Genomic DNA, 25753 nt, shown 5'->3' with positions numbered 1-25753 from the left:
TTGATCTGGTTCTGGGTCGGGTCACACAAGGCCTATGAGGCCTTGCTGCGCTCGCTTTGACGAGCCCGCAGAGGATGGTAATCACGTCCTCGAGGTTGGCCTGGAGATCATCGAGGCTCTCGCCCTGGCTATCGGCCCCCGGGAAGCCCGGGTGGTGAACTGCCAGGCCAATGGATGCGATAGGCGCGGCTGCGGCCTTCGCCGATCGGCTCGATCGCTTGTTGCTCAACCAGCTCGGCCAGATCGCGCCAGGCCGTGGCGCGGCTCACCTTGGTGAGGCCGATGGCCTTGCGCAGGGTCATGCCGCCCGTGAACCCCTCCGGTTCGGCATCCAGCAAGCGATTGAGCAGTTTCTGCTGGCGGCTATTGAAGCCGCTGTGGCGGTGGCTCCACCAGAAGGCCGTCTTGCGCCGCACCGCATCGATCACGGTGCCATTGGTGGCCGCCGCTGCCGTCAGCTGCTCCAGGAACCAGCTCAGCCAGCCTGTGACTTCCAAATCTCCCCGCTGGCAGCGCTCCAATGCCTTGTAGTACGCCTCCCGCTCCCGCAGGATCTGGGCGGAGATGCCCAGGGCGCGGCCAGATAACGCCTGCTGCACCTGGGCCCTGCAGGCCTGGGCCAGCAGCCGATCGGTGATGGCACGGGCGAGGCGACCGTTGCCGTCTTCATAGGGGTGAAGGGTGAGAAACCAGAGATGGGCCAGGCCCGCGCACATCAGTCCATCAAGCTGTGGTGGCGGGGAGGCGACCCAATCCAGGAAGGCCTCCAGCTGCTTCTTGAGCTGGTCTCGAGGCGGCGCTTCAAAGTGCAGACGCTCACGGCCAATCGCACCAGAGAGCACCTGCATCGGTGCCTGATCGCGCAGCTCACCGATCCGAATCGCGCGCAGTCCATCGGGGCCAGCGGCAAACAGGCGCCTGTGCCAGTGGTTCAGGGTGGCCAGGGTGAGGGGCTCATCCAAGGTGCTAGTGGCCTCCAGCAACACATCCAGCAGGCCCTCTACCTGGGCGCTGGCGGCCGGCTGTCCCTCGGCCAGGGGGAGGTGAAGCCGGCGCGCGATCGAGGAGCGCACTTGAGCGGGATCCAGCAGCTCGCCTTCGATGGCGGCCGTGCCCAGGCTCTCGCGGCCCAGCAAGGCGGAGATCGCTTCCAGGTCGAGCGGGGTTTCCAGCTTCTCCAGCTGGCTCAGCAGCTCCTGACGCGCAGAGCGGGCCTGCAGCAGCAGCGGCGCTAGAGCGGAGTCCTTCCAGCGGAACTGGGGCCAGTTGCGCCGCTGCCAGATCCAGGATGAAGCCATCACCGCAGCCTAATCGCTTCACCCGATGAAGCGGTAGGTGACAGGTAATCGCTTCATGGCTGCCGTGGCGGGTTATGCCTTCCAAGGGTGGATGGTCCAATACATCGCAAGGCCTGGAATCGCTCCCCTGAAGGCTTTGACTGAGGTTCCGGTAGTGGAAATTTCGCGCTTCACGATTCTGTACAGGTTGTACAAAAGCTCTGACATTGGTGCGCTGATATCCCCGCTGGCGACTGCTGCAACTCATATGGGCCACGCCAGCGAACTGAACTAATCTGAAATAGTCCTCAGGCCTGGGGTGATGGCCCTCTCTGCAAGACCATTCCCACCCGTCGATCTGCAGCTCACGCCAGAACAGTTTGGCCTTCTGTGTGCCGAGAACAGTGGGGCGGTGCTTGAACTCACTGCCGATGGCCAGGTGCTGGCAATGACGCCCACAGGCAGTGAAACGGGCGGTCGTAACAGCGAACTTGCATTCCAGCTGCAGCGCTTTGCCAGATCAGGCACCACCTGGAAGGCGTTTGATAGCTCCACTGGCTTCCGCCTGCCCGACGACTCCGTGCTCAGCCCCGACGCCTCCCTGGTGCGTTTAGATCGCTGGCAGAACCTCACCCCCGCGCCCTCACGGCCCTGCGCAACAAGATGGCTGCCTACCAGGCCAACGGCGCCCGGCTCGGCTGGTTGTTGATTCCCCACCAACAGGCCGTGGAGGTCTGGTCATCCAGCGGCGATAAACAGCGATTTGAAGGTCTCAGTGTTTTGGAGGCTGGACCAGAGTTTCCTGAACTGCAGTTGGGGATTGAGGAGATCTGGGCGGGCTGAAGTTTTTGTAGTGGATATTGTGCATTTTCCAATTCGGTACAGCTTGTACAAATATTGGACGATACCGTGCGAAATCGGGCAGCTGTAGAAGGGGGAAATTGATCAGCGTGCTCGCCTAAGCATCTCGCCAAGCTGCTCAGCAAACATCGCCGGTAGGGCTTGGGGATCGCAAAGTGGGGAAGTACGTACCCGCTGGGCCAGCTGCCGCCGCGCTTCGGCACTGGCATAGCGCTCACACAAGTTCTTAGCCCTGTGGGCTAGCTGATCGGGGTGTTCACAAACCATCTCAGCCAAACCTGCATGCTCGAGGAGCGCCGCCGAGATTGCTCCGGCATAGAGATGATTCGGGCAAGTCAACACTGGAATACCCATCGCCAAGGAATCCAAGGTGGTGGTAGTACCACTCACTGGATAGGAATCGAGGTGCAGGTGGATACGGCCGTAATCGAGCAAGGCATCCTTACCCGATGGTGCATAGGGCAGGGGCTGTAGTTGGTGGGCGGCTACGCCCGCATCAAGGAACCGCATCACAAACCAGCGCCGCACTGCCGGGTCATAAAAGGAATGGGATCTAAACTGCAGCACAGCCTGAGGCATCGAGCGCAGCAACTGGGCAAAACGCTCAATACAGGCGGTGGTTAATTTGCGGGTGTGGTTGAAAGAGCCGATCACGGGGTGATCAGGTTCGCTGTAGGCGATTTGCTGCACTGGCGGCAGGCCATGGGAGCTGGGGTCATAACAAAGTGATGGACCCGGTAGTTCCCAGATCGGCTCACTACCTGGATAGGAATCGCGTACCCGCCGCGCAATGGCTTGATCTAAAACCCACCAGTCGCATTGTTCGCCATAGCTGGGGCCATAGAACCCAAGATAGGTGGCCTGTACAGCCGCAAAACGCTGATTTAAAAGGCCGGGGCGGTTATCGGCCGTATGGCCACCAAGATCCAACAACAGATCTGGCTGCAGATTTCGCAGCAAAGCTTCTGTTTCGGCGGTTGCGGTGCTCTCAAGCAGATGCCAACCATCGGAGCAGGCCCGTAACTGATCACGTACCGAGTCGTGTTCATGGGGATTAAAGCCCACGTGCACAAGCCGGAACTGGCCGGATAGCCGTTGGGCCAAGGGCAACCAAAAACGGCCCACTGGGTGCATGCGCAGATCTGCGGAACAAACCACCAGGGTGGGTCGCTCTAGCGCCTGCAGAGGCCGCGGGGCCGGTGATTCAGCGACCTGGCAGGGGGTTCGGGTGAGGCGCCGCCAATGCTCCACGAGCTGGTTAACGTAAATCTGATCTAACTGTTCAAGGCCAAGGGCCGTGAACAACATATTACTCAACGTAACCGGGACAAGCTCAGCCGCATAGCGCTGATAGATAGCACGAAATAATGCATCAACGCGATCAATAGCGCCAATTATTGTATAACAACGCAATACATAATCGCTCTTGGGAAACCAACGCTGGCTGAGCTGATAGTGGATATAAGTAAGAAGCAAATTTGCGTAATTACCTTTAGACCATTGCGACTGCAATTCCATCAACGCCACCTGTCCATTGCCGTAGTAGGCAGAAGCCGGCATGGACCTTTGGGGCAAACTCTTGAGGACCTCACTGGCACCTTCCGCCATCAACAAAGCCAATAACAGATCATGGCGCTGGGGGAATTGCCTCATAAGCAATAAACCGACCCGCTGCAACAACTGCCGCCGCAGACCATGGTCAGCGGCGGCAGGCAACAAAGTGCGCAGTGCTAAAAGCAACAGCGGATCGGGATAACCAGGCTCCTGGGTAATCAATGCCCTTAGGGCCCTAGGGCTATCCCCGGCGGCCTGGTAGGCCGCCTGCAAGATTGGCATAGGCGCCTCCGGCTTTGGTAACTCCCGGCCATAGGCACGCTGCAGGAGTTGAAGTGCGGAAAGATCCGATGGGTCTGTGCCGTTTACAGCACCAGGATCGGAGCTGCGCTGCAAACCGTGGCACTGCAAACGCTGGGCATGAAGAACCACCTCGGCCTCAAGGCGCCTGCCCTGAAAAAACAATTCCAGCCACGGCCGATCATCGCGAAAATGCATCAAGAAAGCCTATGCCAACAGATCATAAAAAAGCCCCCGTTTCCGGGGGCTTGAGGGATGTGAAGACCGTGAAAGCGGTCAGCCTCAGCTGAAGGTAGGAATCGAGGCAGCAGCACCGAACAGAGCAGTACCACCACCAGCCGAACCAAATGTGTTGGTGATAGCCCTTGCCTCAGCCTGATCAAAGCCCTGAAACTGGACTGATCCACCACCCACAAAGGAGAGAGTGATGTAGTTAGAAGAATTTATACCGAAGCTGACAAGGCTGTTATTTACTTGGAACAAGTTGCTGATGCCAGTACCGAAGGAGGCGCTGGTCTGATCACTCAAGAATGAGATGTTGAAGCCAGTTCCGCTCGTAATCCCGAAGAACACACCGGCAGCGCTACCAGATGCGCCTGAACCACCAGAAACAACCGAATTAAACACGATCGAATCGGTACCACCGTCATTCCAGAAGTAAGCCGTTGCACCTGCCCCTGCACCTGTGATGGTGTTGAAGGTGAAGGTGTCGTTGTCAGCGCCACCCCAGAAACTCACACCAGCGTTGCCGATAGTGACATTGCCAGTGAAGAAATCATTGCCAGCTCCACCACCAAAGGCTCCAGAAAGGATGTTGTTAGTGAAGACAATAGAGTCGTTACCCGCATCCAAGGACACCTTCGTTGAACCATTGATGGCTGCACCAGCAAGGAACACAAGACTGTCAGCTCCGTCTCCACCAAGGATGGAACCAGCACCAAAGGTTCCGCTCAAGCTCACCAGATCAGCGGCACTGCTGAATTGAATGGTCTGAGTGCCAACGCCACCAACAATTGTTGAGTTGGTTGCAGCAGCAGCAAACACAATGCTGTCAGCACCACTATCGAGTGAAACCAGCGAAGCCGTAACCGAATTAGCGAAGCTGAAGGTATCGCTACCTGTACCGCCCAGCACAGTAGTGCCAGTGAGCGCCAGAGAGAAGTAGATGCTGTCGTTATCGGCGCCAGCATCAATTGAAATACCTGCATCAACAGAACTGTTAAACATCAGGGTATCGCCGCCTGATCCACCCAAGACTGTGCTGTTACCAGCAAGTCTGCTGTTAAACACCACCAAGTCGCTACCGGCATCAAGGCTGATGTAGGAGCTGGAAACAGTGCTGGCGAAGTAGAAGGAATCTTCATCGGTACCACCAGCCAAGGTGGAAGCAAAGACACCAGATGTGATACTCACAAGGTCGCTACCCGCATCACCAGCAAGGGAAACAGCTGTAATCGAATTAGCGAAGCTGAAGGTATCGTTACCGGCCCCACCGGCTGCAGTGGTGCTAGTGAGCGCCAGAGAGAAGTAGAGGCTGTCGTTACCATCACCGGCGTCGATGGTGGAGAAGCCAACCACTCCCAGGAAGCTCAGCGTGTCATTACCAGCTCCACCAAGCACCGTGCTGCTGGTAAGCGTGGTGCTGGTGGCAAACACCACCAGGTCGCTGCCTGAATCCATCGACAAGTAAGAGCCCGTCACGTTCACCGCCAAGCTCAGGCTGTCGTTGCCGCCACCTGCATTCAGCGTTGTACCAGTGATCGTATTACCGAAGGAGAAGCTGTCGTTGCCGTCTCCACCAAGGATGGATGCCGCGCTAACCGTGCTCGAGAACAGCAGCGTGTCGTTGTCGTTCCCAGCATCAATCGTGTTTGTTGCCCCAACCACGAAGCCAAAGCTCAGCAGATCATTACCAGCTCCACCAACAATCGATGATGAGGTGAGGGTGCTCGAGAAGATCAGCGTGTCGTTGCCATCGCCACCCAACACAGAGCTACTGGTGGAATCAACCGTGAGGGTGAACTGTTCATCGCCAGCGCCGAAATCAATCGTGGAATTGATCAAAGCACCGCTGATTACAACCGAGTCCACACCCACATCACCACTGATGTAGCTGTTTTGCAGCGTATTAACCAAGAAGGTGTCATTACCGCTGCCGCCGGTGAGGGTTGTCGTTAGGGCTGTCGAACCGATGCTCAGAGAATCGTTGCCATCTCCGCCGCTGATCGAGGCAGTCACCAAGGTGCCAGCAAACACAAATGTGTCGCCGTCCGCACCGCCTTCCATCGTGCTGCGGGTCACATCACTTTGAACCAGGAAGGAGTCCGCACCACTGTTGCCGAACAGGCTGTCGGAGCTGCTGATCGCCTGCAGCACGAACACATCTCCATCGGCGCCGCCATCAAGGGTGGTGGCAGTAGAACTGCCGCTCAACCACAGGGTATCCACGCCAGAGCCACCGAAAATAGAAGCCCCAGTCACTGAAATACCAGCGAAATAAAGGCTGTCGGCATCCGCTCCAAGGTCAGCGGTAAAGCCAGTGCCCGTACCGATGAACCTCAAGGTGTCAGCGCCGCTACCGGCGAAGACACGGCTCGCCGAGAAGGCACTGAGGATCAGGTTGTCGGAAGCACCGCTCAGGCTGATCGTGTCCTCACCACCACCAGAAACCACCGTGGTATTGGTCACCGTGGTGGAGAAGAACAGGGAGTCAACCCCTGCTGCTTGGCTGATAAAGCCACTGCTCATTACAGAGGCAATCAAAACCACATCAGAACCGGCATCACCAATAAGGCTGGTGCCGCTCAGGCTGCCGCTCAGCGTGAAATCACGGGCGTTACTACCTCCCAACGTAATGCTGTCGGCACCGCCGCCCACATCAATCGTGGTCAGTGAAATTGCACCATCCAGGACGAAGGTGTCGTTGCCGTCACCGCCAAACAGCAGGTCGCTGGTCATTCCACCAGCAAGGCTGAACAGGTCGTTGCCCGATCCACCAAGCAAGGTGGAAGAGGTCAGACCAGATACCACCCGCAGGGTGTCGTTATCGACGCCACCATCGATGTAAGCCTTCGTGGCCGAGTTCGCAACAATGATCAGATCGGAACCGGAGCCACCGATCACACTGGAGGCTTCCTGCAGAACGGTTAAAGACAAGGTGTCATTACCCTCTCCACCATCGACATAGCCACGGCTGAAGTTGTTCACAACAATGCTGTCGGCACCAGCTTCACCAAGAACCGAACCGGTGGCGAGGATGCCACCAATCGACATCACATCGTTGCCCGCACCACCCAACAGAGAAGAGCTGGCGGTAACCGCACCAAAGGTGAAGCTGTCGTTACCAGATCCACCCAACACGATACCGGCATCCACCGTGCCACTGGCGCTGAACAAGTCATTACCCGCTGCACCGGCGTAATAGGAGCTACTAAAGCCTCCCACCACCACAAAACTGTCGTTTCCATCCGCGGTGGATTCGGTGACATCATCGCCAAACAGTGAGCTGCCCTCAATTGCGCCGCTTACCACCAAGCTGTCGTCACCAACATTGCCGTAGAAGACGGCACCACCAGTTATGCCATTGGCTCCAACAGTGACGCTGTCATTACCACTGCCGCCCCAAATCGTCGCCGCCCTCACTTGGTTGGCAATCAGAATCGTGTCATCACCAAGGTTGCCAAGTACCTGCGCAGAGGTCAGGCCACCGCCGATGGAAATCAAATCAGCCAGATCTCCGCTGGCGTCGCTGCCATTAGAACCGCCATAGATGCTCGAGCCACCCAATACTGAGCCGCTGATCACCATCGTGTCGGCACCAGCTCCACCCTGGAGTTGCGCAGCCGATGCACTGCCGCCGATGCTCAAGGAATCATTACCACTGGCTCCGTATATAGATGCGTTAAGGGCAACTCCTGCCACCAAAACCGTGTCGTTGCCTTGATCCGCCCACACATAGCCGGAACTAATCGAGGCGATGCTGATGTAATCCTCATCCAGATCACCGGTATTGGTGTTATTACCACCAAACACAGAAGCAGCTCCCGCCAAAGATCCAGTTATGTAAACGCTGTCGTTGCCGCTATTGCCGTAAATAACACCGGCAGAAACAGCCCCACCAACACTGATCAGATCATTGCCACTGCCGCCCCACAACGAGCTGGCAAAAGCACTGCCGCCGGTAACAACCAAGCTGTCGTCACCGAAGTTGCCCAATGCCAACACCGCACTGATCGATCCGGACACGTAGATCGAATCATTGCCATCTAGGGCGCTGCCGCCGTTGGCTGGGTCACCGCCCACCACCGTGCTGCCCCTCAGCGCTCCGGTGAACACGATCGAATCGGCGTCCACACCGCCCACAACACTGCTGCCCGTGCCACCAGCAAAAGTCAGCGAATCGGAACCGCTACCGCCAAGCACCGTCGCCACGGTCAGCGAACTGCCCGCGCTCACATAATCATTACCAGCGCCTAGGTCGATCACACCACCAAGGCTGCTGCTCACCAGCAGGGAGTCAGAGCCAGCACCACTACTGATGCTGCCGCCCAACACCGCACCATTGATACTCAGCGAGTCAGCACCGCTGCCGCTCACAATCGTGCTGTTGCTTAGCGAACCGCCGCTAACCACCAGCGTGTCAGCCAAGGTGCTGGTGTCATCGGAAAGTGCTAACTGCAGAGACACACCCACCACATCGCCGCTGGCAATGCTCACTAGGTCGGCACCCTGCTGCCCGCCCACTAGACCAGCACTCACCGTGCCAGCAATCGAAATCGTGTCATTGCCGCTGCCGCCGTAAACGCCGGCATTAACCAATGATCCGTTGATAGAAATCGAGTCGTCGCCGAAATTCGTGACGATCACACCGCTGGTCATGCCACCGCTGATCACCACCGAATCATTGCCACTGCCCCCGGTGATCGACGCATTGGTTGCGGCGGTAACCGTTACTAGATCGTTGCCATCTCCGCCGATGACCGATCCACCGTTTGCACCCACCTGCACCGTGATCGAGTCATCACCGGCTCCGCCGTCGATATTCGTACCGCTCGCACCGATCAAAACATTGATCAGGTCAGCGTCGGCTCCGCCCGCTATCGAGCTGCTAATCACCGTTTCACTAAAAGCCAGCGTGTCCGCACCGGTGTCACCAGAAATGGTGCTACCAGTTACCCGCTGGATGAACGCCAGGCTGTCTGAGCCAGATCCACCCAGCACCGAAGAGGCATTGAGGGTGCCGGTCACAAAGACCCGGTCGTCGCCATCGCCAGCAGTAATCGTGCTGTTCAGCAGCGATGCGGTTACACCAATCGTGTCGTTGCCAAGATCACCACTAATGAAATAGCCGGTGGCATCACCGGCAATCTTGATGCTGTCGTCGCCGCTACCGCCATAAATCGTGGTGGCACTCGCTCCAGCAAGTACCTGGATCGTGTCGTTGTCCTGGTTGCTCAGCAGCAGGGCACGGGTGAGGCCTGAAACAAAATAGAAACTGTCGCTACCGCTACCGCCCTGAACCGTATTGCCAAATCCAACGCCACCGATCGTGTCGTTGCCGGCGTTACCCAGCAGGCAACTGAGGCTGAAGCTCGTGGAAATGCTGTCGTTCCCCGATCCGGCATTGATGAACTGATTGGCCTGGGTGCCGATCAGCGTGTCGCCCGTATTGGAGCCGGTGATGGTGCTGTTAAAGGTCGCCATGGAGTTCGAAGGGGTTAGGGACTGGGCTTAATTCGGTTTGAAATGCCCTGTCCCGTCAAATAGGACAGTGAAACGAGCTGAACCTACACAACCGCGTGGAAAGGGTCAAGAAGTTGGTGAGGGAGTCAATACCAGTTCTTGAACCGGCGCCATGGTTGACTGGAACAACAGCAGCAAAATTGAGTGATGGTCTGGCTACTGAGAGAAGTAGAAGCCATTTGCGGCCAGGCCCAGCCAAATCCAACCCAAATCCGGGGGCTAGCCCTAGCTGCTAGCCATTTTCTGGAGCACAGCCCGGGCGATTTTCTCGAGCCCTTGCTGGCAAGTCCCTTTGGTCGCATTTACGGCCTGTTGCTTGAACGCGGATGCAACCAGGATCTACCCGATCCAGACGGTGCCATAGCCCAGCAGCGCGATCAGCTGAGCCAAAAGCTGCGGGTGAGTGGCTTCCAAGGCCCGGAGGGCCATGGCCTGTTACTGGCGCTGATGCCCCTTTATCCGCCACTCAAACTAAAGGTGGAAGATGCCCCGGCCAAGCTGCCAGGCTGGTTGCTTGAGCTCTATCGGCGCCGTTACGAACCAGCTACGGCCCCCGGCAGCCCGGGACAGGATTCAGCCCCACCCACGGGTCAACCCGCCTTCGACGACCGCATCTTTCTCAATCGGATGCTGGGCCTCTCCAACCTGTATTACATCGACCCGGAAGATCAGGAGATCTTGCAGGAGCTTCGCCAAGTGCGCCTACAAACGCTTGACCTCCTGCTTGGCGCCTCCCGCGAGCAGCTGGGCCGGCAATTCAGCGCCGATTTCGGCGACCGCTTCTGGGCCATGGCCCAAAGCGGAGTCCAAAAAGAACCGCTCGATGCCCACGAGGTGGCCCAACGTGACGCCATCCAAACCTGGCTCAGCACGACCCCCAACAGCCTCCACCAGGAGGGCGGCATCCAGCGCTTCGCCGCGGCCCTGCTGTTCAACGTGCCCGGTAGCGTGAGCCTAGCCAATCCAGAACAAAACCTGCCAGCCTGGTTTGTGGAGGGGTTCCGCCGTTACACCAGTATGGCCCTGGGCGCCTGAGCACAGCGTGCGGATTCTTTTTGTTCACTCCAATTACCCGGCCCAATTTCGCCACCTCTGCAGCCATTACGCCCAGGATGACCAGCACAAGGTAGTTTTCCTTAGCCAAGGGAAGGAATGGACCGCCCCCCAAGACGGTGCAACCCAGCTGCAGCGCTACCAACTGGGCCGAGACCCCGAGGGCAAGCTCTGCCACCCTTACCTCAAGCGCTTTGAAAGTGCCGTGCTGGTGGCACAGGCCTGCCTGAGAGAGGCGATAAAACTGCGTCAGCAGGGGTTTGAGCCAGACCTCATCATTGGCCATTCAGGCTTCGGCAGCACCCTTTACCTCAAGGAGGTGTGGCCTAAAGCCCGTTTTGCGGGCTATTTCGAGTGGTACTACCGCAGCAATGGTTCCGACGTGGGCTTCGGAGAAAACGGTCCAGTATCGCCAGACACGGCCTGCCGAGTGCACACATACAACGCCCCGATCGTGATGGATCTGGCCCTCTCCGACCTAGCCTTCTGCCCCACCCATTGGCAAGCCCGCCAGTTTCCAGAAAGTCTGCAGCAGCGACTTCAGGTGGTATTCGATGGCATTGACATCGAAGCCTTTAAGCCCCTTGCCCCCGAACAGCGAGCCGAAGGCCTAAGCATCGGTGAATTGCACATCCCCGCCGACGTGCCCCTGGTGACCTACACCACCCGAGGCTTTGAACCCTACCGCGGCTGGCCCCAGGTGGCCGAAGGGTTGAGCCGTCTGCTACAGCGCAATCCCCAGGTGCAGGTGCTACTGGTGGGATCCGATGAGGTGGCCTACGGAGCCAAGCGCGGTGACGGCCGCAGCTGGCGCCAATGGGCCATGGACAGCTTCGAATACGACCCCAGCAGGTTGCACTGGCTGCCACCGCTGCAATACGCCGAATACCGGCAAGTGCTGCAGCACAGCTGGGTACATGTCTATTGGACAATCCCCTTCATCCTCAGCTGGGGCCTGATGGAATCCCTAGCCACTGGCTGCAGCGTGGTGGCCAGCGACACCCCGCCTGTGCGGGAAGTTATTAGCCCTGGGGATCAAGGGGTGTTGGTGGATTTCTTTGACCACGATGGGCTGGCAGCTCGGGTGGACGAACTGCTGAAGAACCCCCAAAGGCGCCAGCTCCTGGGCGAAAGGGCTCGGGCCACGATCCTCGAACGGGGCTACGACCTGCCCAGCTGCCTACTCCGCCAAGTGGAGCTAATCGAACAACTAATGGCCCAACCGGTGGCGTGAACCCCAATGCCGCTGCCGCCGACAACAGCGACGGCCTAGAGGCCTTCGCCGCCGCCAACCCCCTGCTGGCGGAGCGCAAGCTGCGGCGGGCCTACCTCCACTGGGCCGAAGAGCGGGGCATCCTGGTGAACCTGGGTCTGGCCTGCATGCAGCAGGGCAAGGTGGCACTGGCAGAACGTTGCTACCGGCTGGCGGCCCGCTCCAGCGACCTGCGCACCCGCCGCTCAGCCCACAAAAACCTCGGCTTTCTGCACCTCTGGCGCGGCCAATGGCAACCTGGCTGGCGTTTGCATGGCTGCCGCTTTGAGGGTGAAGGCTTCCTGGATCAGCAATGGAGCGGCCAACCCCTCAATGGCAAGCCCCTTCTGGTTTGGAACGACGTAGGCATGGGCGATGTCTTTCAATTTGTGCGCTACACCCAAGCTCTCACGGCCCGCGGAGAGCGGGTGATCCTGGCGGTGCATCCCAGCCAGATCGAGCTTTTTCGCCAATACCTGGCCTGGCCCCTGGAGGCCGTAGTTGACCGCAACCGAATCAACCTGGAGACAAGCCCCCACATCCCGCTGATGAACCTAGTGGGCCTAATTGATCCGACCACCGTCTGGGGCCGGCACTGGCGGTGCCCCACCTGGAGATTGCCCACGAACCATTCCAGTGGGAACCCCCAACCGCTGGGATTGTGCTGGGCCAGCAACCCCCAAGACCAGAGCATGCACCACTACAAAAGCCTGCCGGCAGAGCTGTTGCTGCAAAGGCTCACATCCGAGGAGCAGCAGTGGCCGCACCTGAGCTTACAAACCGATGAGGCGGCAGCCCATCAGCGCCTAGGGCTGGAACCGCCCCAGCGATGCTGGATTCAAACCCTGCTCACTAGTTCTTACTGCCGGCAGGTGCACAGCGTGGATACGGCGGTGGCCCACCTGGCAGCTGGCGCCAACGTGACGGTGAACTTGCACCTGGCAGCCATGGCCGATTGGCGCTGGCAGGGGCTGGCTCCCCATTGGTATCCCAGCCTGAAGATTTACCAAGGTTCCGGCGTATCGCCGTAACCCAGCCGAATCACGTCGGCCCGATAACGCTCGCCGATCCGCTGCCAATTCTTCCTGTCGTAGAGCTCCGCCATGCGGTACTGCTGGCTTGATCGGTTTTCCCAAGGCAGGCCTGTCGGCAAACCGTGGGCAGCGGCAAAGCTGGCGTAATCCTGGGACAGGCTTTCTGTTCGCAGCAACTCCTCCACCACCAACTCCCCCGATGCATCGCAAATGAAGTCGAGCTGGGGCCGGAGGTGGGCATGGCTCAAGCCCTCGGTGGCAGCCACAAAAGCACTGAAGCTCAAACCCTCCAGCTCAATTCCCATTTGCCTAGCGGTTTGGCACAGGTGGGTATCTGTATTGGTGTAGACCGATGCGAAGCGGGCCCAAGGGCTGCGTACCACCGCAAAGCGGAGGGCGTCGCTGAAATCCCAGTGCTGCTGGATTTCACGCCAGCTGAGGTGTTGCAGAAAGGCCGAACCCCATCCATGGGCCAGCAGCTCAGGCGACTGCACCAACCCAAACAAGCTTCCCTGATCCTCCACCTGCCAATCGCCAAACATCCCCAAGGCCCGCTCGATGCTGGTGCCACCAACCTTGGGAATATGCAAAAACAGTAACTGGCGATCAGGGGTGCAAGGCATGGGGCTTAAGGCTGGGCTTCGGCCGGTACGCGAGCATCACTTGACCACGGGGATGGCTCCACTCACCGATGTATTCCACCGTATAGCCATGGCGCTCACCAAAGCCAACGATCTCGCGGCGGGTGTAATGGAAATACGCGTGGTCATGGGGTTGCTTTAGGTACAGCACCGAGCTGGGCTTCAGACACGGCAGCAGCCGTTGCAAAAGCTGAACCTACTTTTCAATGCCCAGGTAGTGGCAAGGCTGCAAATATGGAATCACCTTCACCCCCAAATGCAGGGAGCCACAGGCAGTATCCAGCAAAACCTGATCGGGCCGAAGACCTCGGTGGATCAGGAAGTCAAACTGCAACGCGCCGATCTCCTCCCAAAGGCCGCCCACGTAGGTGCGGTGGCCCTCAACCGGGCCCTAGGCCACCGCCAGATCGCACCCGATCAGCTGCAGCATGTCGGCTAGGGGCTGCTGCTGGGATAAAGCAGCGGCGGAGAACTTCTTCTCAACCCTCTAGCCACAGGCTTCTGCGCAGCAGTGACATAATTTAGGCCTGGATCACGCCGCTAAAAAGCACACTTTCACCCCATCAGTTGCAGCGGCAGCTGGCCTTCTGGATCGACGGTTACTACAACCGTGAGCGTCGCTACTCAACGATTGGCTACCTCAGCCCGATCGACTACGAACAGCAGTTCATCAACACCCATACACCCACACCCGTGGAGACCTGACACCTGCCCACTAAATCGGGGTAATCCCACGTCGTGTCTTTGACATGGCTGCATCAGCCTTTAATTTAAGGGCACCTCTAACAATAGGGTTGGGTAGGCTTAAGGGAGCATAAAAAACGCCCCAAGGGGGCTTAAGTATTATAATTGTATGTTAAAACGTCAGTTGGCGATTTTCGAGGTGCCTTTAAGCAAGTTGCTTAGGCGCTCGCGCCACAGGCGCGAATGGTGCAGCAATAATCTTGCCGGCCTGGCAATCCGCCAGGTGCGACTGCGATAAACATGCTGTAACTCGAGCTGTAATTGATGGTTGTGGCGTTGTACTTGCTCGAGCTGTTCATGCAAATTCACGATACGCCCATCACAATCGCCAACTAACCCCTCTAGACGATGGAGCTCGAAACCTAGGCGCGTAATGTGCTGCTGCTGCGAGCGCCTTACAGCGCAGCTCGCTGTCTCATTCATGGTTTTTGCCATTCTCAAAATTGCTGAAGAAAATATTGCTCACAGATTTATAAAATGCTTCATAACCATGGCGCGACTCAACATAGACCCTAGCATTGGCTGCCATCCTTGGGACATCCTCCCAATCCCGGTACAACATCTTTAAAGCCTGTGCGTAAGCTGCCGCCCAAGCCGAAACATCACAACCCACTCTAACCAACAGACCGTTCTCGTGATGAACGATGGCCTCCTCCACTCCTCCAATCACAGGGGCCACAACAAGCAGACCCCTCGCCATAGCCTCCAAAATCACATTAGGCATGCCATCAAAGTGTGTGGTATAGAGTAATGCATCATAGCCAGTTGTATCGATACTTGAAAATCCTGAAAAACTACCTCGGTAGGCCAAAGCAGGGTCTTTAAAAATAGCGTTGTTTTGATCAAAATCTTCATCATAATTTCCATATACATCAATCTTTATTTCTAGGCCCTGAACTCTGCAGTTTTCGATGATCGCAGGCAAAATCCAGGGATTCTTTTGGGCGCATATGCGTGACGCCCACAACAGCCGTTTACAAGGCATCTTGTGATACAGCTTTGGTGTGGACTGCTGCTCACACAGGTTGTAAAGAAGCTGATGCTGCTGTACCTTAGGAGCAAAAATTTTCCGATCGAAATAAATGATCGACTCACAATCAGCCACTATCAAATGAATTGATTCATTATGGCGCCTCAGAAAGCGGATCGTACCAGGATCTGGATAAAGTTGGTCGCCCCAGAGATAATGGTCATCGCAGAAGCGATAGTAAATCAACTTGAAACAATTCGAAAGCGCCGGTCCGTAACGATCAATAAAACGATGGCCAAAAATACTTGCTTTAAAATGAAGCCTTGCTGGTGGACATGTGAGAGCTAACAACGCGCGCATCAGCAAGGCATTGCGATCATCATCAGTAAGTTGCGGGAAAGCCCCACAAAGATCTACAAAGGCATCGCACTCTGAAAGACGGTTCAACCACTCGTGGGATGAAGTCCATTCACCCGTAACCACCAAAATTGAAGCCTCCGGTTGCTGGCTTCTGATCGCGTCAACGACCTGAAGAATATGTTTTTCACTACCTCCGGGCTTAAGCCAAGGCAAGAGAACCACATCAGTAAAAACAGAAGCTCCAATTAGTGCAAATAGGGTTTCTAATTCAAACCCCCAATGGGCTGCATCAGCAGGCAAAACAGGCAGTGACTCTGCCGCCTGAAGCCTTCGTAAATCAATCTCCGGTTCAAGCCGACAAACCTCCTCAAGGAGACCTCTGCGATTTCCACATGCAAATAAATCAGCCGTATTATTTGCTCGGTTATGCTGCTGGCGTTTATCCAGAAATCCAGACCAGTCGGTAATGCTATCACGAAATTTCCCCATGAGCATCGAAAAATGCTCCGGATCAAATAGATTGGTATGGGGAATCAACCTGGAGGAAATAGAATCCGCACATGCCAGTAAACTGCTTGGTCTTTGTCTATAAAAAAGAATGGTTTCAGGGGCGATCAAAAAACAAAAACCCAGTGCGAGCAATTGGCAATTCAAGTGCCAATCTTCGTAGGCAAATCCGGGCGTCAAAGGCAGATCACAATAGTGAAGTCTTTTCAAATGCTCCCTCAACATAAATATATTTGATACATAAGAATGCTGGCAGGCGAAATCAGCAGGTGCCAGCTCAGTCGAGGGGAAATAGCGCACAACAAAAAAACGATCTCCAAAGGCAGCTAGATAGTCTGGGAAAAGCACAACATGCCGACCCCTGTGCTCGCCAATCGTTGACATATAGCTGCAAATACTATTGCTCGAATAAAGATCGTCCGCATCCACAATCCATATGTATTCACCCAAAGCCATTGCAATGCCAGCATTGCGGCTAGGCCCCAAAGAGCTAAAGAAAACCTCAAGGATGTGTTGCTGGCAAAAGGCACGAAGTTCGGTGCAAGCAAACACCTGTTTCGTCGCATCATCGGCCTGATCAAACACCGCAACAAGTTCGACTGTGATGCCAAGATTTGTCGCTTTTGCTGCACATGCATCCAAGCTGCGCAAGGTTGGCCGTAGATAGGTGGCTTCCCGATGAATATTAAGAATGATGCTGACATCGCAGGCACTACGCATGGATTCTCATCGTCTCATTGCCGATGCTAGCCGGCGCGATGCAAATGCCATCAAGGCAGCCAAGATAACTTAAGTAACAATTCACTTGGCATCCATTCCAGGGCTGATTAATAGTCTGTCCCAGATTCTCTTGCCTAAGCTTTCAGCATGGGTTGGGGTTGGCGGAATCGCCTCCTCCCTATGCTCGAGATCACCTCTGCCCCGACCGATCTCGATCTGATCAGCTACCTCAAGGCGATCCCGGACGCGCGCATGCGACGGGGCTCCATCGAACCTACGCCGGTGGCGGGTCGGCATTCATTGCTCGGGTGACGCTGTACTCGGCAGCCTTGGGGTTGGCGTACTGCTGCACAGAAGCCTGAGGGCTACAACCAGGCTTGCTACGCCACTGGCAAAAACTATGAACGGGCAGTGCTGCGGCAGCTGCTCGGTGAGCTTGATCTTGAGGGCGTGTTGATCCAGGCGGACGCGCTCCATACCCAGCGCCCGTCTTTCGGCAGGTCTTGGAGCAGGGTTTCCCTCAGACCGGCGCTAGCTGAGACTTTGATTCAGCCCTGCCAACTCCTGGGTCTACGGGGATGATGCGCTTGCGTTTGATGGGCGTGTCTTGGTAGATCCTGGTCGGTAATGAAGCTCTCCTAAGTACTGGTTCAGGTTTCGAGGTCCCAGGCAACCGCTGTGGCAAACTAACTCCTTGCGGTATCCTCGGCCACTGGCCTGAACAATGCGCCTTGCCACCTGGCCAGACAGCAATTCCTGAACAAAATCTTTTCTTGTCCGCCCCAACTCACTAATCAGAAACGGGAAAAAATCCAGGAACACCCGTGGTGTCCCTGGACGCAGGATATGGCGACATCCAGCAGGAGCAGTCTGCCACAAACTTCGGCAATTACGCCACATATGGTGACCAATGGCAAATTTAAACACCAGATCTATGGGTCAGCAGGTTCTGACGACAACACGAGCTGTTTTTGATGATGGCCGATTTCAGACCAAATCCATCTGGGCGTGGCAGCCTGGGCAAAGGATGTCGCCCCAGGGACCCGCCCCTTGTTGAACCGTTTGCGAGCAAGACTGCGCCGGAACGGCCGCCACACTCCCCAGGTTGAGCCTTGGGAATACAAGGTGGTGCAGATGGTTTCCCAACCTGCAGCTGATCCCAGCGATGCCAGCAGACGGCTTGGAGGCGCCCTTAGCCCGGAGGCCCTGCGCAACCAGTTTCCTGAGCATTACGGTGGCGTTAATGGGCGCCAACAGATCAGCGACTTTCTCAATCGACTTGGTGAAGACCACTGGGAGTTGGTTCAGACCCAAGAGATCGGAGGCCTGCCCTTGATGATTTTCAAAAGACCTAAACAGCTGCCATCGGCCGCTGAGCTTGCGATGGAGCGATCAGAGCCACAGCTCAACCATGCCAAACAATCAAACTGACTTCGATCCCCAGACCAATTTGGGTTCCCAATGATCAAGACCTGCCCAAGCCACTCGGTTCAATCGCCATTGATGCCCAGGATCAAAAAAATGGCTTTCCCTTTTTGATAGCAGCTGACCTCGCCAACAAAATCGGCAGCGTTGCCTCGGTGCTCACGGTGATGGCATTTCTACCCCAAGCCTGGAAGATCTGGCGACAGGGGGATGCCAATGCCATTTCCCTGCGCACCTATCTTCTACTGGTTAGTGCCAGCGGCCTCTGGGCTTGGTTTGGCTATGTAATTCAGTCGGTTCCAGTAATCGTCACAAACAGCATTTGCTTGGTAGTGCAGGCCAGCATTCTTGTGCTGAAATTACTTAGCCGGCGCTGAGCCCCCGCAGAGCTTTCGGCAGGGCAGCAGCCAGCAGATCCAAATCTTGGTTTGTGTTGTAATCAAAGCAACTGATCCGCAAAAACTGGGGCACGCCAGTCATGTAAGGACGCACTGGAATCACAGGCAATTGAAATCCCTGAGAAAATAGATTTTTTTGCAAGGTGCCTCCATCGAAACAACCTACCTGTGGCAACTGGATTGAAACCATTGCCAGCGGCGCAGCAAGCGTTGTCCCCTGCCCATGGGCCACACCAGCCTTGAGCAGGGCCTGACTAATCAATTTTCCGGCTCTCTCGGCCAATCGCTGGTTTAGGGCCATTGCTGGCCGCAGCGGTTTATTTTGGATCCAGCCAAGCAACCTCAATGCCTCCGGCAGTGCAAGCCAAGGTGTGGGATCAGCGGTGCCAATCCAATCATGCTCAAGCCGAAAGCGGCTTACGTCTGAGTTCGCTGGGGCATTGGCTCCGTGGCTAATCACCAGGGGCCGCAACCGCTCTTGCCAGCGTCTGCACACCCAGAGAAATGCGGACCCCCGAGGGCAGCAAAGCCATTTATGGAGATTGCCAACGTAGGCATCAGCCCCAAGCTGATCCAGCTGGAGCGGCAGCAAGCCAGGAGCATGGGCCCCATCCACAATCACCAACGCCTGCCTGGAACGGGCCAACTCGATCAGCTCCTGCAGGGGCATCACCAGGGCCGAAGGGCTGGTGATGTGATCTATCACCAGCAATCTGGTGGCCCTAGTCCAGAGCCTTTCAAAGGCCTCCACCACCTGGGATGGATCACTTAGTGGCCAGGGGATAGGCACAAATCGCAATTGCCAGCCATGGCGCTCAGCGGCAAAGCGCACGAGGTTTGTAGTGGCGTTGTAGCCATGGTCTGGCAGCAGAATCTCACTGCCGCTAGGCAGATACTCCTCCAGTAAATCAAGACGCTGCAGGAGCTCATTAAGGCCATAGGTGGTAGATGGCACAAAGGCGAGCTGCTCAGCACTAGCACCCACCAGATCAGCCAAGCAATATCTAGCGGCTGCGAGCCGCACCGGCAATTGTTCCACCAAAAAATCCACCGGGTCGCACTCGATTTCTCGCAGCAGCTGGAAGCGCCAGTGCAGCAGTTCCCGCGGCGCCAATCCGAAGCTGCCATGGTTGAAAAAGATCCGATCTTGCGGCAGATCCCAGTGGAGGCCGAGGGCCCTGTGATTCATGGTCGTAGCGATATCTGCAAGGCCAGCAAAGCTGCTGGCCCGAGTCTGGGTTCTATTTTGGAGAGGATTTGCTCAAGGGCCACTTGCCCAAAGCTCGAGCCAGCCCCGCTCTACAAATCCAAGCGATCGATAAAGCGGTATTGCGGCAGCTGATGCCTGCACATGGACATGCTCCACTCCTTGATGGGCCAGCCATCCACATGCATGGCTCGTTAGCTGCCTGGCTAGCCCACGGCATCGCCAGGCAGGATGGGTGCCAAGCCAGAGCAGCCCACCAAAAACTTCTGAAAGCTGCGAATTAGAAGAATTGAGCATAATCGCAGTGATAGTGGCCACTAGCCTATCGGCATTCCATAGCCCAAAGGTTTTCAAGCGCAGGCCATCCAGCAAATGCGAAGTTGACCCACAAACCAAATTAGATTCAGCACAGAAAGCGTTGGCCACAACCCGAGCAAACGAAATTGGTATAAGATGGCAGCATTGATAAAATAAAATTAATTCATCAATTTGAGCGGCTGCAACTGGCCCACAGTGCAGTTCATTATTAAAATTTGCAGCCAACTTATCCCTTGATGATAAGGACCTGACAGCTAACGACGCTAGCCACAATTGTTCACAAGGCCGAAAACCGCAGCGAAGCAACAGTGGCTGCTGTCGCTCAGGGTTTTGATCTGGCCATACCAGCCATCCTGCCGGGGCACGGGCCTGGGCCATTCTCTCCGCCAAAGCAAGCATTTGCTGGGCCGGAGCATCCTGACCACAATCAACAACTATGTTTGCCGCAATGGCCAGCATTCCTGTTTGCCACCAGTACATTTGGCAGTACTCCTGCCAGGCTCCAACTAATGAGGCCTGTGCACACACCGACGCAACTACAAGGCGTCGAGCATCAAGGTGCTTTACAAATTCCATTAAGATTGAACTATTTACAGCACATATTCACAGGCTACACCCTTTCCACAGGCCAATCCAAGATTTACCATTATTGCCTAAATAAATCACGGAAATTACCTAGTTTTTGGCGTGGCCTTCAATAGCTCCAGCACATATCCAGCCTGATTCTGATATCCATATGCCTCAGCTTCCTGCAAAACTCCTGAGCGCTCTAATTGCTCACTGGAAACACCCCACCCTAACGGGGGCACCCCCTTTAGATTTCCATATAGGTGCTGAAGCACATGGATGAATTCATGGCTAATTAATAAGCAACGAACCTCGGCACTCATGGGTCTTTGCTTAATGGTAATTGTACCCAATCTGCCATGCTCAGCCCTATAGCTGGCATCTTTGCCAGGTAGTTCCGGTGAACCTGCTAGCAATGCAATCCCCAAACGCTTTCCCTCCCTGAGCAAGGCTTTGGAAAGGGTTGGATCGGCACTGCAAGTGGCGCCTCCACCCTTGGGAGGAGTAGCGTAAGCGGGCTTACTTAAGACAGGTTGCTTCAGCAAGCCAAAGGCAACAAGAAATAAAACAAAAAGCGCGGCACCCGAAAACTTACTCACAAAAAGTACAATCTATTTGAAAGCATTGCAAATGCTAAACCCCTCTAAATTTTAATAGCGTCTTAAATGTTTTAGCCAAGATTAGAAGATCTAGGCTTAAATTCCAATTACGTAGATAGTAGAGGTCATAGCTCAGCTTTAGCTCAGACTCGTCAATGGTGGATGGATAGGCCGGACCGCACACCTGGGCCCAACCACTCAACCCTGGCAACATCCAGTAGCGCTTGCGGTAGTGGGGAATCTGCTCGGCCAGCTGATCGTCCAGCCGAGGCTGCTCGGGCCTTGGACCTATCAAACTCATTTCGCCCCGCAGCACATTGATGAGCTGGGGCAATTCATCCAGGCGCGTGCGTCGCATCCAGGCACCCACATTGGTAACCCTGAGATCTCCCTTTGTGGTCCAGGGAGTAGCCGCATTAGCCCCTGCTACCCGCATGGTGCGCAGCTTAAAAAGATCAAAGCTCTGGCCCATCCAGCCAGTACGCTTCTGCACATACAGAATTGGCCCCCTATCTTCGAGCCAAATAGCAAAGCTAAGTATCAAAAAGATTGGCATGCTAATCAACAGCATCGGCATAGCAAGGGCCACATCCGCAGTTCGCTTCAGCTTGCGCTGAAAGCTCAATTCATTGGTCCAGGGAAGATCAGAGAGATCTAGCCATTCCTCTGGAAGCAATCTGGGAGGAATTCGCTCAAGCTGCCGCTGGGCAAGATCCTCAATTGTTGTAACTACAACTCCCTGGGAGCGCAATGTACCAATTTGGTTGCGCTGATGATCGCTCAAATCAATGTCGTGGGCCACCGCTAGGGAAAAAGGGCGGCGTAAAACCGGCGAATCTAGCGAGGAGGAATTGGTTAGTTTTCTAGGATTCAGGAGTTTTGGAGGGCGTACGAATGGATTACGTTGCCACTCCCGCAGCACATCAATCTGGTGATGGGGGGCAGCCATCAGCTGCCAGACTGGCTTGGAAAGGCTACGACTGATTATTCTCAAAATAAGCCTAATAAAAAGCGCAAAAACGGTTTGCAATCCAAGCAACTCAAGCAAAACGATACGATCTAATAAAATAAAGGAATATCGATCAAAGTCAAGCATCCATCCCAGCAAAATCAAGCTAGATAATGTGGCAAAGCCTGTAATTAAAAGCCTTTGGATTACAAGCCTTAAGCGCAGCCAGGGCCAGCGCAAAAGCGTATATCCCCCAAGCAGCCAAGAAAACAGCACATAGGTGATCCCCACGACAAAAACTAGCCAGGAAGGCTGCAACAGATTCGGTCCATGGAGCAGGTTGAGCAATAAAGCTGCAAAGCCCATCGCCACAAGGTCCAGACCTGCACATAGAAACAACAATTTTCTCGGGCTACGCCAGGGCAAAAACGGCTCTCGCAACTGGTCAAATCTTAAGCTCCGCCGCTGCTTTTGGAAGCCGCGTTGCCGTAATGCTCCAGGTACCAACGCAAGGTGGCTTCCAGCCCCTGCTCGAAGCTGTGGCGCGGCCTCCAGCCCAGCTCCGCTGTGATTTTGCTGGCATCAATGGCGTAGCGGCGATCGTGGCCGGCCCTGTCTTTCACGGGCGTTACCAGCCTTGAGTGGGGCGCCCCCTCGGGCCGCTGCTGGTCCATCAGTGCACAGATCGCCTGCAACACCTGGGTGTTGTTGCGTTCATTGGCGCCTCCCACGCAGTAGCTGTCCCCCAGCCGGCCCCGGGTGGCCGCCAGCAGCAGGGCCTCCACGTGGTCCTCCACGTAGAGCCAATCACGCACGTTTTGGCCGTCGCCATAGAGCGGAATCGCCTCTCCGGCGGCTGCCTTGAGGATCACCACCGGGATCAGCTTCTCCGGAAACTGCCAGGGGCCGTAATTGTTGGAGCAGTTGGTGAGCACCACGGGCAGGCCGTAGGTGTGGTGCCAGGCACTCACCAGATGGTCGCTGGCCGCCTTGCTGGCCGAATAGGGGCTGCGGGGGTCGTAGGGGGTGGTTTCCGAAAAGCGACCCTCGGGCCCCAGGGAGCCAAACACCTCATCGGTACTTATGTGGTGGAAGCGAAAGTGCGACTGGCGCTCCTCTGGCAGCTGCTCCCAATGGGCCCGCACCGCCTGGAGCAAGTTGAAAGTGCCGTTGATGTTGCTCTCGATAAAGGCCCCGGGCCCTGCGATCGAACGATCCACATGGCTTTCGGCCGCCAAGTGCATCACCAGATCTGGATCAGCCTGCTTCACTGCTGCGGCAGTGGCCTCGGCATCGGCGAGGTCCACCTTGAGGAGTTGGTGGCGGCAAGCGCCATTGGCTATGAGGCCCCTTTCCCCAAGTTCGACGAGGCTGAGCTCAATGCTGCTGAGATCGCTTGCATAGCCAAGCTTATCGAGGTTGAAAACCAGCGCATCGCTACCAGTCAGAAGGCGGCGCACCACCGCCCCACCGATAAAACCGGCACCACCCGTAACCAAAACCCGCCGGATACCAGGGGGAAGGAGAGCTGTGACCACAGCGATCTAATTAGTGGTCCCAGCCTATGGGCTTGCCAGGTAGCCAGCCCATGCAGCCATCCCAGACAGCCATGGGATTTGGAGGGGCGTTAATGAAGTTGGTCAATTGACCAACTTCCCGGAGAGAGGCGAAATAGACGGCTTTGTCGTCCTGCGTACGGAAGAACCCCAATTTCGCCGAAGCCACTGGCTGGTAAGCACCTAGGCCACAACTTGATCCGCAACCTGGGTCAAAACCTCCTGCAAAGCCTGGCGCCAATGCAAAGCCTCCAGCCCCAGGGCCGCACGGCTGGTGGTGCAATCGAGCAGGCAGTAGCTGGGCCGCTGGGCCGGGGTGGGGTATTCGGCGGTGGTGAGCGGTTGCACCTGGGCCGCATCGTCCAGCAGACCTGCCTCCACGCCTAGTTCACCAATGGCGAGCGCGAAGTCGTACCAACTGGCGGCCCCGGCATCGCTCCAATGCAGGACCTGCGGCAAGGCAGCTGCCTCAGCCGGCTCCAGGCCCACCCCAAGCGCCCGCCAACAGGACGCCGCCAAAGTCAAGGTGCTGGTGGGGCAGCCCACCTGGTCGGCAATAACGCCAAGGGCTTCTCCCGCCGCGGCCTTGAGGCCATGCAGCCGCAGCATCGTGAGGCAAAAGTTCTTACCCACTGGCCCGTACACCCAGCCCATGCGCAGCACCCGGGAGCCCGGCAGCTGCAAAGCCGCCGTTTCCCCCGCCGCCTTGCTGGCGCCGTACACCCCCAGGGGATCCACGGCTTGCTCTGGCTTGTAGGGGCTGCCCTGCGCGCCGTTAAACACAAAATCGGTGCTCACCTGCAGCAGCCGGCATGTTTTGGCAGCGGCAAAGGCAAGCTCAGCCAGGGCAGCGGCAAAGGCTGCGGGGGCGCCGGCATTAACGGCCATCGCCAGCTCGGGCTCGCTTTCGGCCCTGTCTACCGCTGTGTAGGCGCCAGCATTCAGCACCCAATCGGGCCTGTGCTCAAGCACCGCCTCACGGCAGGCGGCGGAGTCCGCCAAATCCAACGCCACCAAGCCACTGCCCCCATTGCGGCTCGTCGCAACCAAATCCACCCCTAGGGGCCTGGAGGCGATTAAGGCCCTCCCCAGCTGACCAGCAGCTCCAGTGAGCAGCACCTTCAAGAAAACACCCCACCAGAAGAAACCAATTCCGCCAACAGGGGCGCTTCCGCATCCTTAGCCGAGAGCTGCGGCTCAATCAACCAGCCCTCAGCCCCAAGGGGCCAGTCGATCGCCAGTTGGGGATCGTCCCAGCGGATCGCCCGCTCGCAGTCCTTGCTCCAGAAGTCGGTGGTCTTGTAGAGCACTTCGGCCTGCTCACTCAGGGTCAGAAAGCCGTGGGCAAAGCCGGCCGGCACCCACAGCTGCTGGTGGTTGGCGGCACTGAGGCGGGCCCCTACCCACTGGCCAAAACTGGCCGAATCGCGGCGAATATCCACCGCCACATCAAAGATTTCACCGATCACACAGCGCACCAACTTGCCCTGGGGATGGGGCGGCAGCTGGAAATGCAGGCCCCGCAGCACCCCGCGGCTGGAGCGGGAGTGGTTGTCTTGCACAAACTCAGGCGCCGGCTGGCAATCGGCCACCAGGGCCTCAGCAAAAACCTGCTGGTTCCAACTCTCAAAGAAGAAGCCCCGCCCGTCGCCAAAAACCTTCGGCGTAATCAACAACGGCCCCTGCATGAAGAAGCCCGTGGCGCTGGAAAGCCGTTCA

At 56.6% G+C, this 25753-nt stretch carries 24 protein-coding genes; 11 read left to right on the top strand and 13 right to left on the bottom strand.

The window, feature by feature from the left end; translation table 11 throughout:
* Nucleotides 1-128 precede the first annotated feature (128 nt).
* Entirely contained in the window at nucleotides 129-1298 is a 1170-nt protein-coding gene (locus KBY58_RS04330; RefSeq protein ID WP_255003119.1) for a Fic family protein, read from the bottom strand.
* A 37-nt stretch (nucleotides 1299-1335) separates the two neighbouring features.
* Between KBY58_RS04330 and KBY58_RS04325 the strand changes: the two genes are divergently transcribed.
* Genes KBY58_RS04325 through KBY58_RS12945 form a run of 3 tightly spaced genes read left to right on the top strand, consistent with a single transcriptional unit; the run spans nucleotide 1336 to nucleotide 2120 of the window.
* The gene (locus KBY58_RS04325) at nucleotides 1336-1572 is read left to right on the top strand and encodes a hypothetical protein (RefSeq protein WP_255003118.1); all 237 of its coding nucleotides are present in this window, start codon (nucleotides 1336-1338) and stop codon (nucleotides 1570-1572) included.
* A gap of 27 nt (nucleotides 1573-1599) precedes the next feature.
* Nucleotides 1600-1986 (top strand): Uma2 family endonuclease, encoded by a 387-nt coding sequence (locus KBY58_RS04320; protein ID WP_315858030.1) that lies wholly within the window; start codon nucleotides 1600-1602, stop codon nucleotides 1984-1986.
* Nucleotides 1941-2120, top strand: coding sequence for a hypothetical protein (locus KBY58_RS12945; RefSeq protein ID WP_315858029.1), 180 nt, complete (start codon nucleotides 1941-1943; stop codon nucleotides 2118-2120). The genes KBY58_RS04320 and KBY58_RS12945 overlap by 46 nt, the downstream gene beginning before the upstream one ends.
* Before the next feature lie 102 nt (nucleotides 2121-2222).
* Here the strand turns inward: KBY58_RS12945 and KBY58_RS04315 are convergent, their stop codons facing one another.
* Together KBY58_RS04315 and KBY58_RS04310 are read right to left on the bottom strand one after the other, a co-directional pair.
* Nucleotides 2223-4190, bottom strand: a complete 1968-nt coding sequence (locus KBY58_RS04315; protein ID WP_255003117.1) for a hypothetical protein — start codon at nucleotides 4188-4190, stop codon at nucleotides 2223-2225.
* Nucleotides 4191-4274: 84 nt separating this feature from the next.
* Nucleotides 4275-9695 carry a beta strand repeat-containing protein gene (locus tag KBY58_RS04310; protein ID WP_255003116.1) on the bottom strand — a complete coding sequence of 1807 codons (5421 nt, stop codon included), beginning with the start codon at nucleotides 9693-9695 and terminating at the stop codon, nucleotides 4275-4277.
* A gap of 186 nt (nucleotides 9696-9881) precedes the next feature.
* On the opposite strand from KBY58_RS04310, the gene KBY58_RS04305 reads away from it, so the two are divergent.
* The 3 genes from KBY58_RS04305 to KBY58_RS04295 are packed head-to-tail and all read left to right on the top strand — an operon-like array spanning nucleotide 9882 to nucleotide 13070.
* A complete protein-coding gene (locus tag KBY58_RS04305) occupies nucleotides 9882-10769 on the top strand; it encodes a hypothetical protein (protein ID WP_255003115.1) in 888 nt (295 codons plus the stop codon).
* A gap of 7 nt (nucleotides 10770-10776) precedes the next feature.
* The gene (locus KBY58_RS04300) at nucleotides 10777-12021 is read left to right on the top strand and encodes a glycosyltransferase (RefSeq protein ID WP_255003114.1); all 1245 of its coding nucleotides are present in this window, start codon (nucleotides 10777-10779) and stop codon (nucleotides 12019-12021) included.
* Nucleotides 12018-13070, top strand: coding sequence for a tetratricopeptide repeat protein (locus KBY58_RS04295; protein WP_255003113.1), 1053 nt, complete (start codon nucleotides 12018-12020; stop codon nucleotides 13068-13070). Before KBY58_RS04300 ends, KBY58_RS04295 begins: the two co-directional genes overlap by 4 nt.
* Here the strand turns inward: KBY58_RS04295 and KBY58_RS04290 are convergent.
* Both KBY58_RS04290 and KBY58_RS04285 read right to left on the bottom strand, forming a co-directional pair.
* Nucleotides 13043-13696: a sulfotransferase family 2 domain-containing protein gene (locus KBY58_RS04290; protein WP_255003111.1), complete on the bottom strand. Its 654-nt coding sequence runs from the start codon at nucleotides 13694-13696 to the stop codon at nucleotides 13043-13045. The two genes, KBY58_RS04295 and KBY58_RS04290, sit on opposite strands and share 28 nt — an antisense overlap.
* Nucleotides 13680-13865, bottom strand: coding sequence for a hypothetical protein (locus tag KBY58_RS04285; protein ID WP_255003110.1), 186 nt, complete (start codon nucleotides 13863-13865; stop codon nucleotides 13680-13682). The genes KBY58_RS04290 and KBY58_RS04285 overlap by 17 nt, the downstream gene beginning before the upstream one ends.
* A 105-nt stretch (nucleotides 13866-13970) precedes the next feature.
* Between KBY58_RS04285 and KBY58_RS04280 the strand changes: the two genes are divergently transcribed.
* Both KBY58_RS04280 and KBY58_RS04275 read left to right on the top strand, forming a co-directional pair.
* A complete protein-coding gene (locus KBY58_RS04280) occupies nucleotides 13971-14153 on the top strand; it encodes a hypothetical protein (protein ID WP_255003109.1) in 183 nt (60 codons plus the stop codon).
* Nucleotides 14154-14281: 128 nt separating this feature from the next.
* Complete coding sequence (locus KBY58_RS04275) at nucleotides 14282-14419, top strand: IS3 family transposase (protein WP_255003107.1); 138 nt, start codon at nucleotides 14282-14284, stop codon at nucleotides 14417-14419.
* 454 nt (nucleotides 14420-14873) lie between these two features.
* Here the strand turns inward: KBY58_RS04275 and KBY58_RS04270 are convergent, their stop codons facing one another.
* Entirely contained in the window at nucleotides 14874-17015 is a 2142-nt protein-coding gene (locus KBY58_RS04270; protein ID WP_255003105.1) for a glycosyltransferase, read from the bottom strand.
* 180 nt (nucleotides 17016-17195) lie between these two features.
* On the opposite strand from KBY58_RS04270, the gene KBY58_RS04265 reads away from it, so the two are divergent.
* From KBY58_RS04265 to KBY58_RS04255, 3 genes are all read left to right on the top strand, one after another.
* Nucleotides 17196-17327: a hypothetical protein gene (locus KBY58_RS04265; protein WP_255003104.1), complete on the top strand. Its 132-nt coding sequence runs from the start codon at nucleotides 17196-17198 to the stop codon at nucleotides 17325-17327.
* A 741-nt stretch (nucleotides 17328-18068) separates the two neighbouring features.
* Entirely contained in the window at nucleotides 18069-18446 is a 378-nt protein-coding gene (locus KBY58_RS04260) for a hypothetical protein (RefSeq protein WP_255003103.1), read from the top strand.
* A gap of 104 nt (nucleotides 18447-18550) precedes the next feature.
* Nucleotides 18551-18817 carry a SemiSWEET family sugar transporter gene (locus KBY58_RS04255; protein ID WP_255003102.1) on the top strand — a complete coding sequence of 89 codons (267 nt, stop codon included), beginning with the start codon at nucleotides 18551-18553 and terminating at the stop codon, nucleotides 18815-18817.
* On the opposite strand, the gene KBY58_RS04250 is transcribed toward KBY58_RS04255, so the two are convergent.
* The 7 genes from KBY58_RS04250 to rfbC all read right to left on the bottom strand — a co-directional run.
* Nucleotides 18804-20027, bottom strand: a complete 1224-nt coding sequence (locus KBY58_RS04250; RefSeq protein ID WP_255003101.1) for an aminotransferase class V-fold PLP-dependent enzyme — start codon at nucleotides 20025-20027, stop codon at nucleotides 18804-18806. The genes KBY58_RS04255 and KBY58_RS04250 overlap by 14 nt on opposite strands.
* Before the next feature lie 72 nt (nucleotides 20028-20099).
* A complete protein-coding gene (locus KBY58_RS04245) occupies nucleotides 20100-20843 on the bottom strand; it encodes a GNAT family N-acetyltransferase (protein WP_255003100.1) in 744 nt (247 codons plus the stop codon).
* A gap of 191 nt (nucleotides 20844-21034) precedes the next feature.
* The gene (locus tag KBY58_RS04240; RefSeq protein ID WP_255003099.1) at nucleotides 21035-21529 is read right to left on the bottom strand and encodes a hypothetical protein; all 495 of its coding nucleotides are present in this window, start codon (nucleotides 21527-21529) and stop codon (nucleotides 21035-21037) included.
* 34 nt (nucleotides 21530-21563) lie between these two features.
* The gene (locus KBY58_RS04235; RefSeq protein WP_255003098.1) at nucleotides 21564-22904 is read right to left on the bottom strand and encodes a sugar transferase; all 1341 of its coding nucleotides are present in this window, start codon (nucleotides 22902-22904) and stop codon (nucleotides 21564-21566) included.
* A gap of 26 nt (nucleotides 22905-22930) precedes the next feature.
* Entirely contained in the window at nucleotides 22931-24016 is a 1086-nt protein-coding gene (gene rfbB, locus KBY58_RS04230; RefSeq protein WP_255003097.1) for a dTDP-glucose 4,6-dehydratase, read from the bottom strand.
* A gap of 201 nt (nucleotides 24017-24217) precedes the next feature.
* Entirely contained in the window at nucleotides 24218-25159 is a 942-nt protein-coding gene (rfbD, locus tag KBY58_RS04225; RefSeq protein WP_255003096.1) for a dTDP-4-dehydrorhamnose reductase, read from the bottom strand.
* Nucleotides 25156-25753: dTDP-4-dehydrorhamnose 3,5-epimerase (gene rfbC / locus KBY58_RS04220; RefSeq protein ID WP_255003095.1), on the bottom strand; the 598-nt coding region annotated here is incomplete at its 5' end. The genes rfbD and rfbC, both read right to left, overlap by 4 nt.

Source organism: Cyanobium sp. HWJ4-Hawea (assembly GCF_024345815.1).
Taxonomy (GTDB): Bacteria; Cyanobacteriota; Cyanobacteriia; order PCC-6307; family Cyanobiaceae; genus Cyanobium_A.
This window is presented reverse-complemented; position numbering and strand designations above follow the sequence as displayed.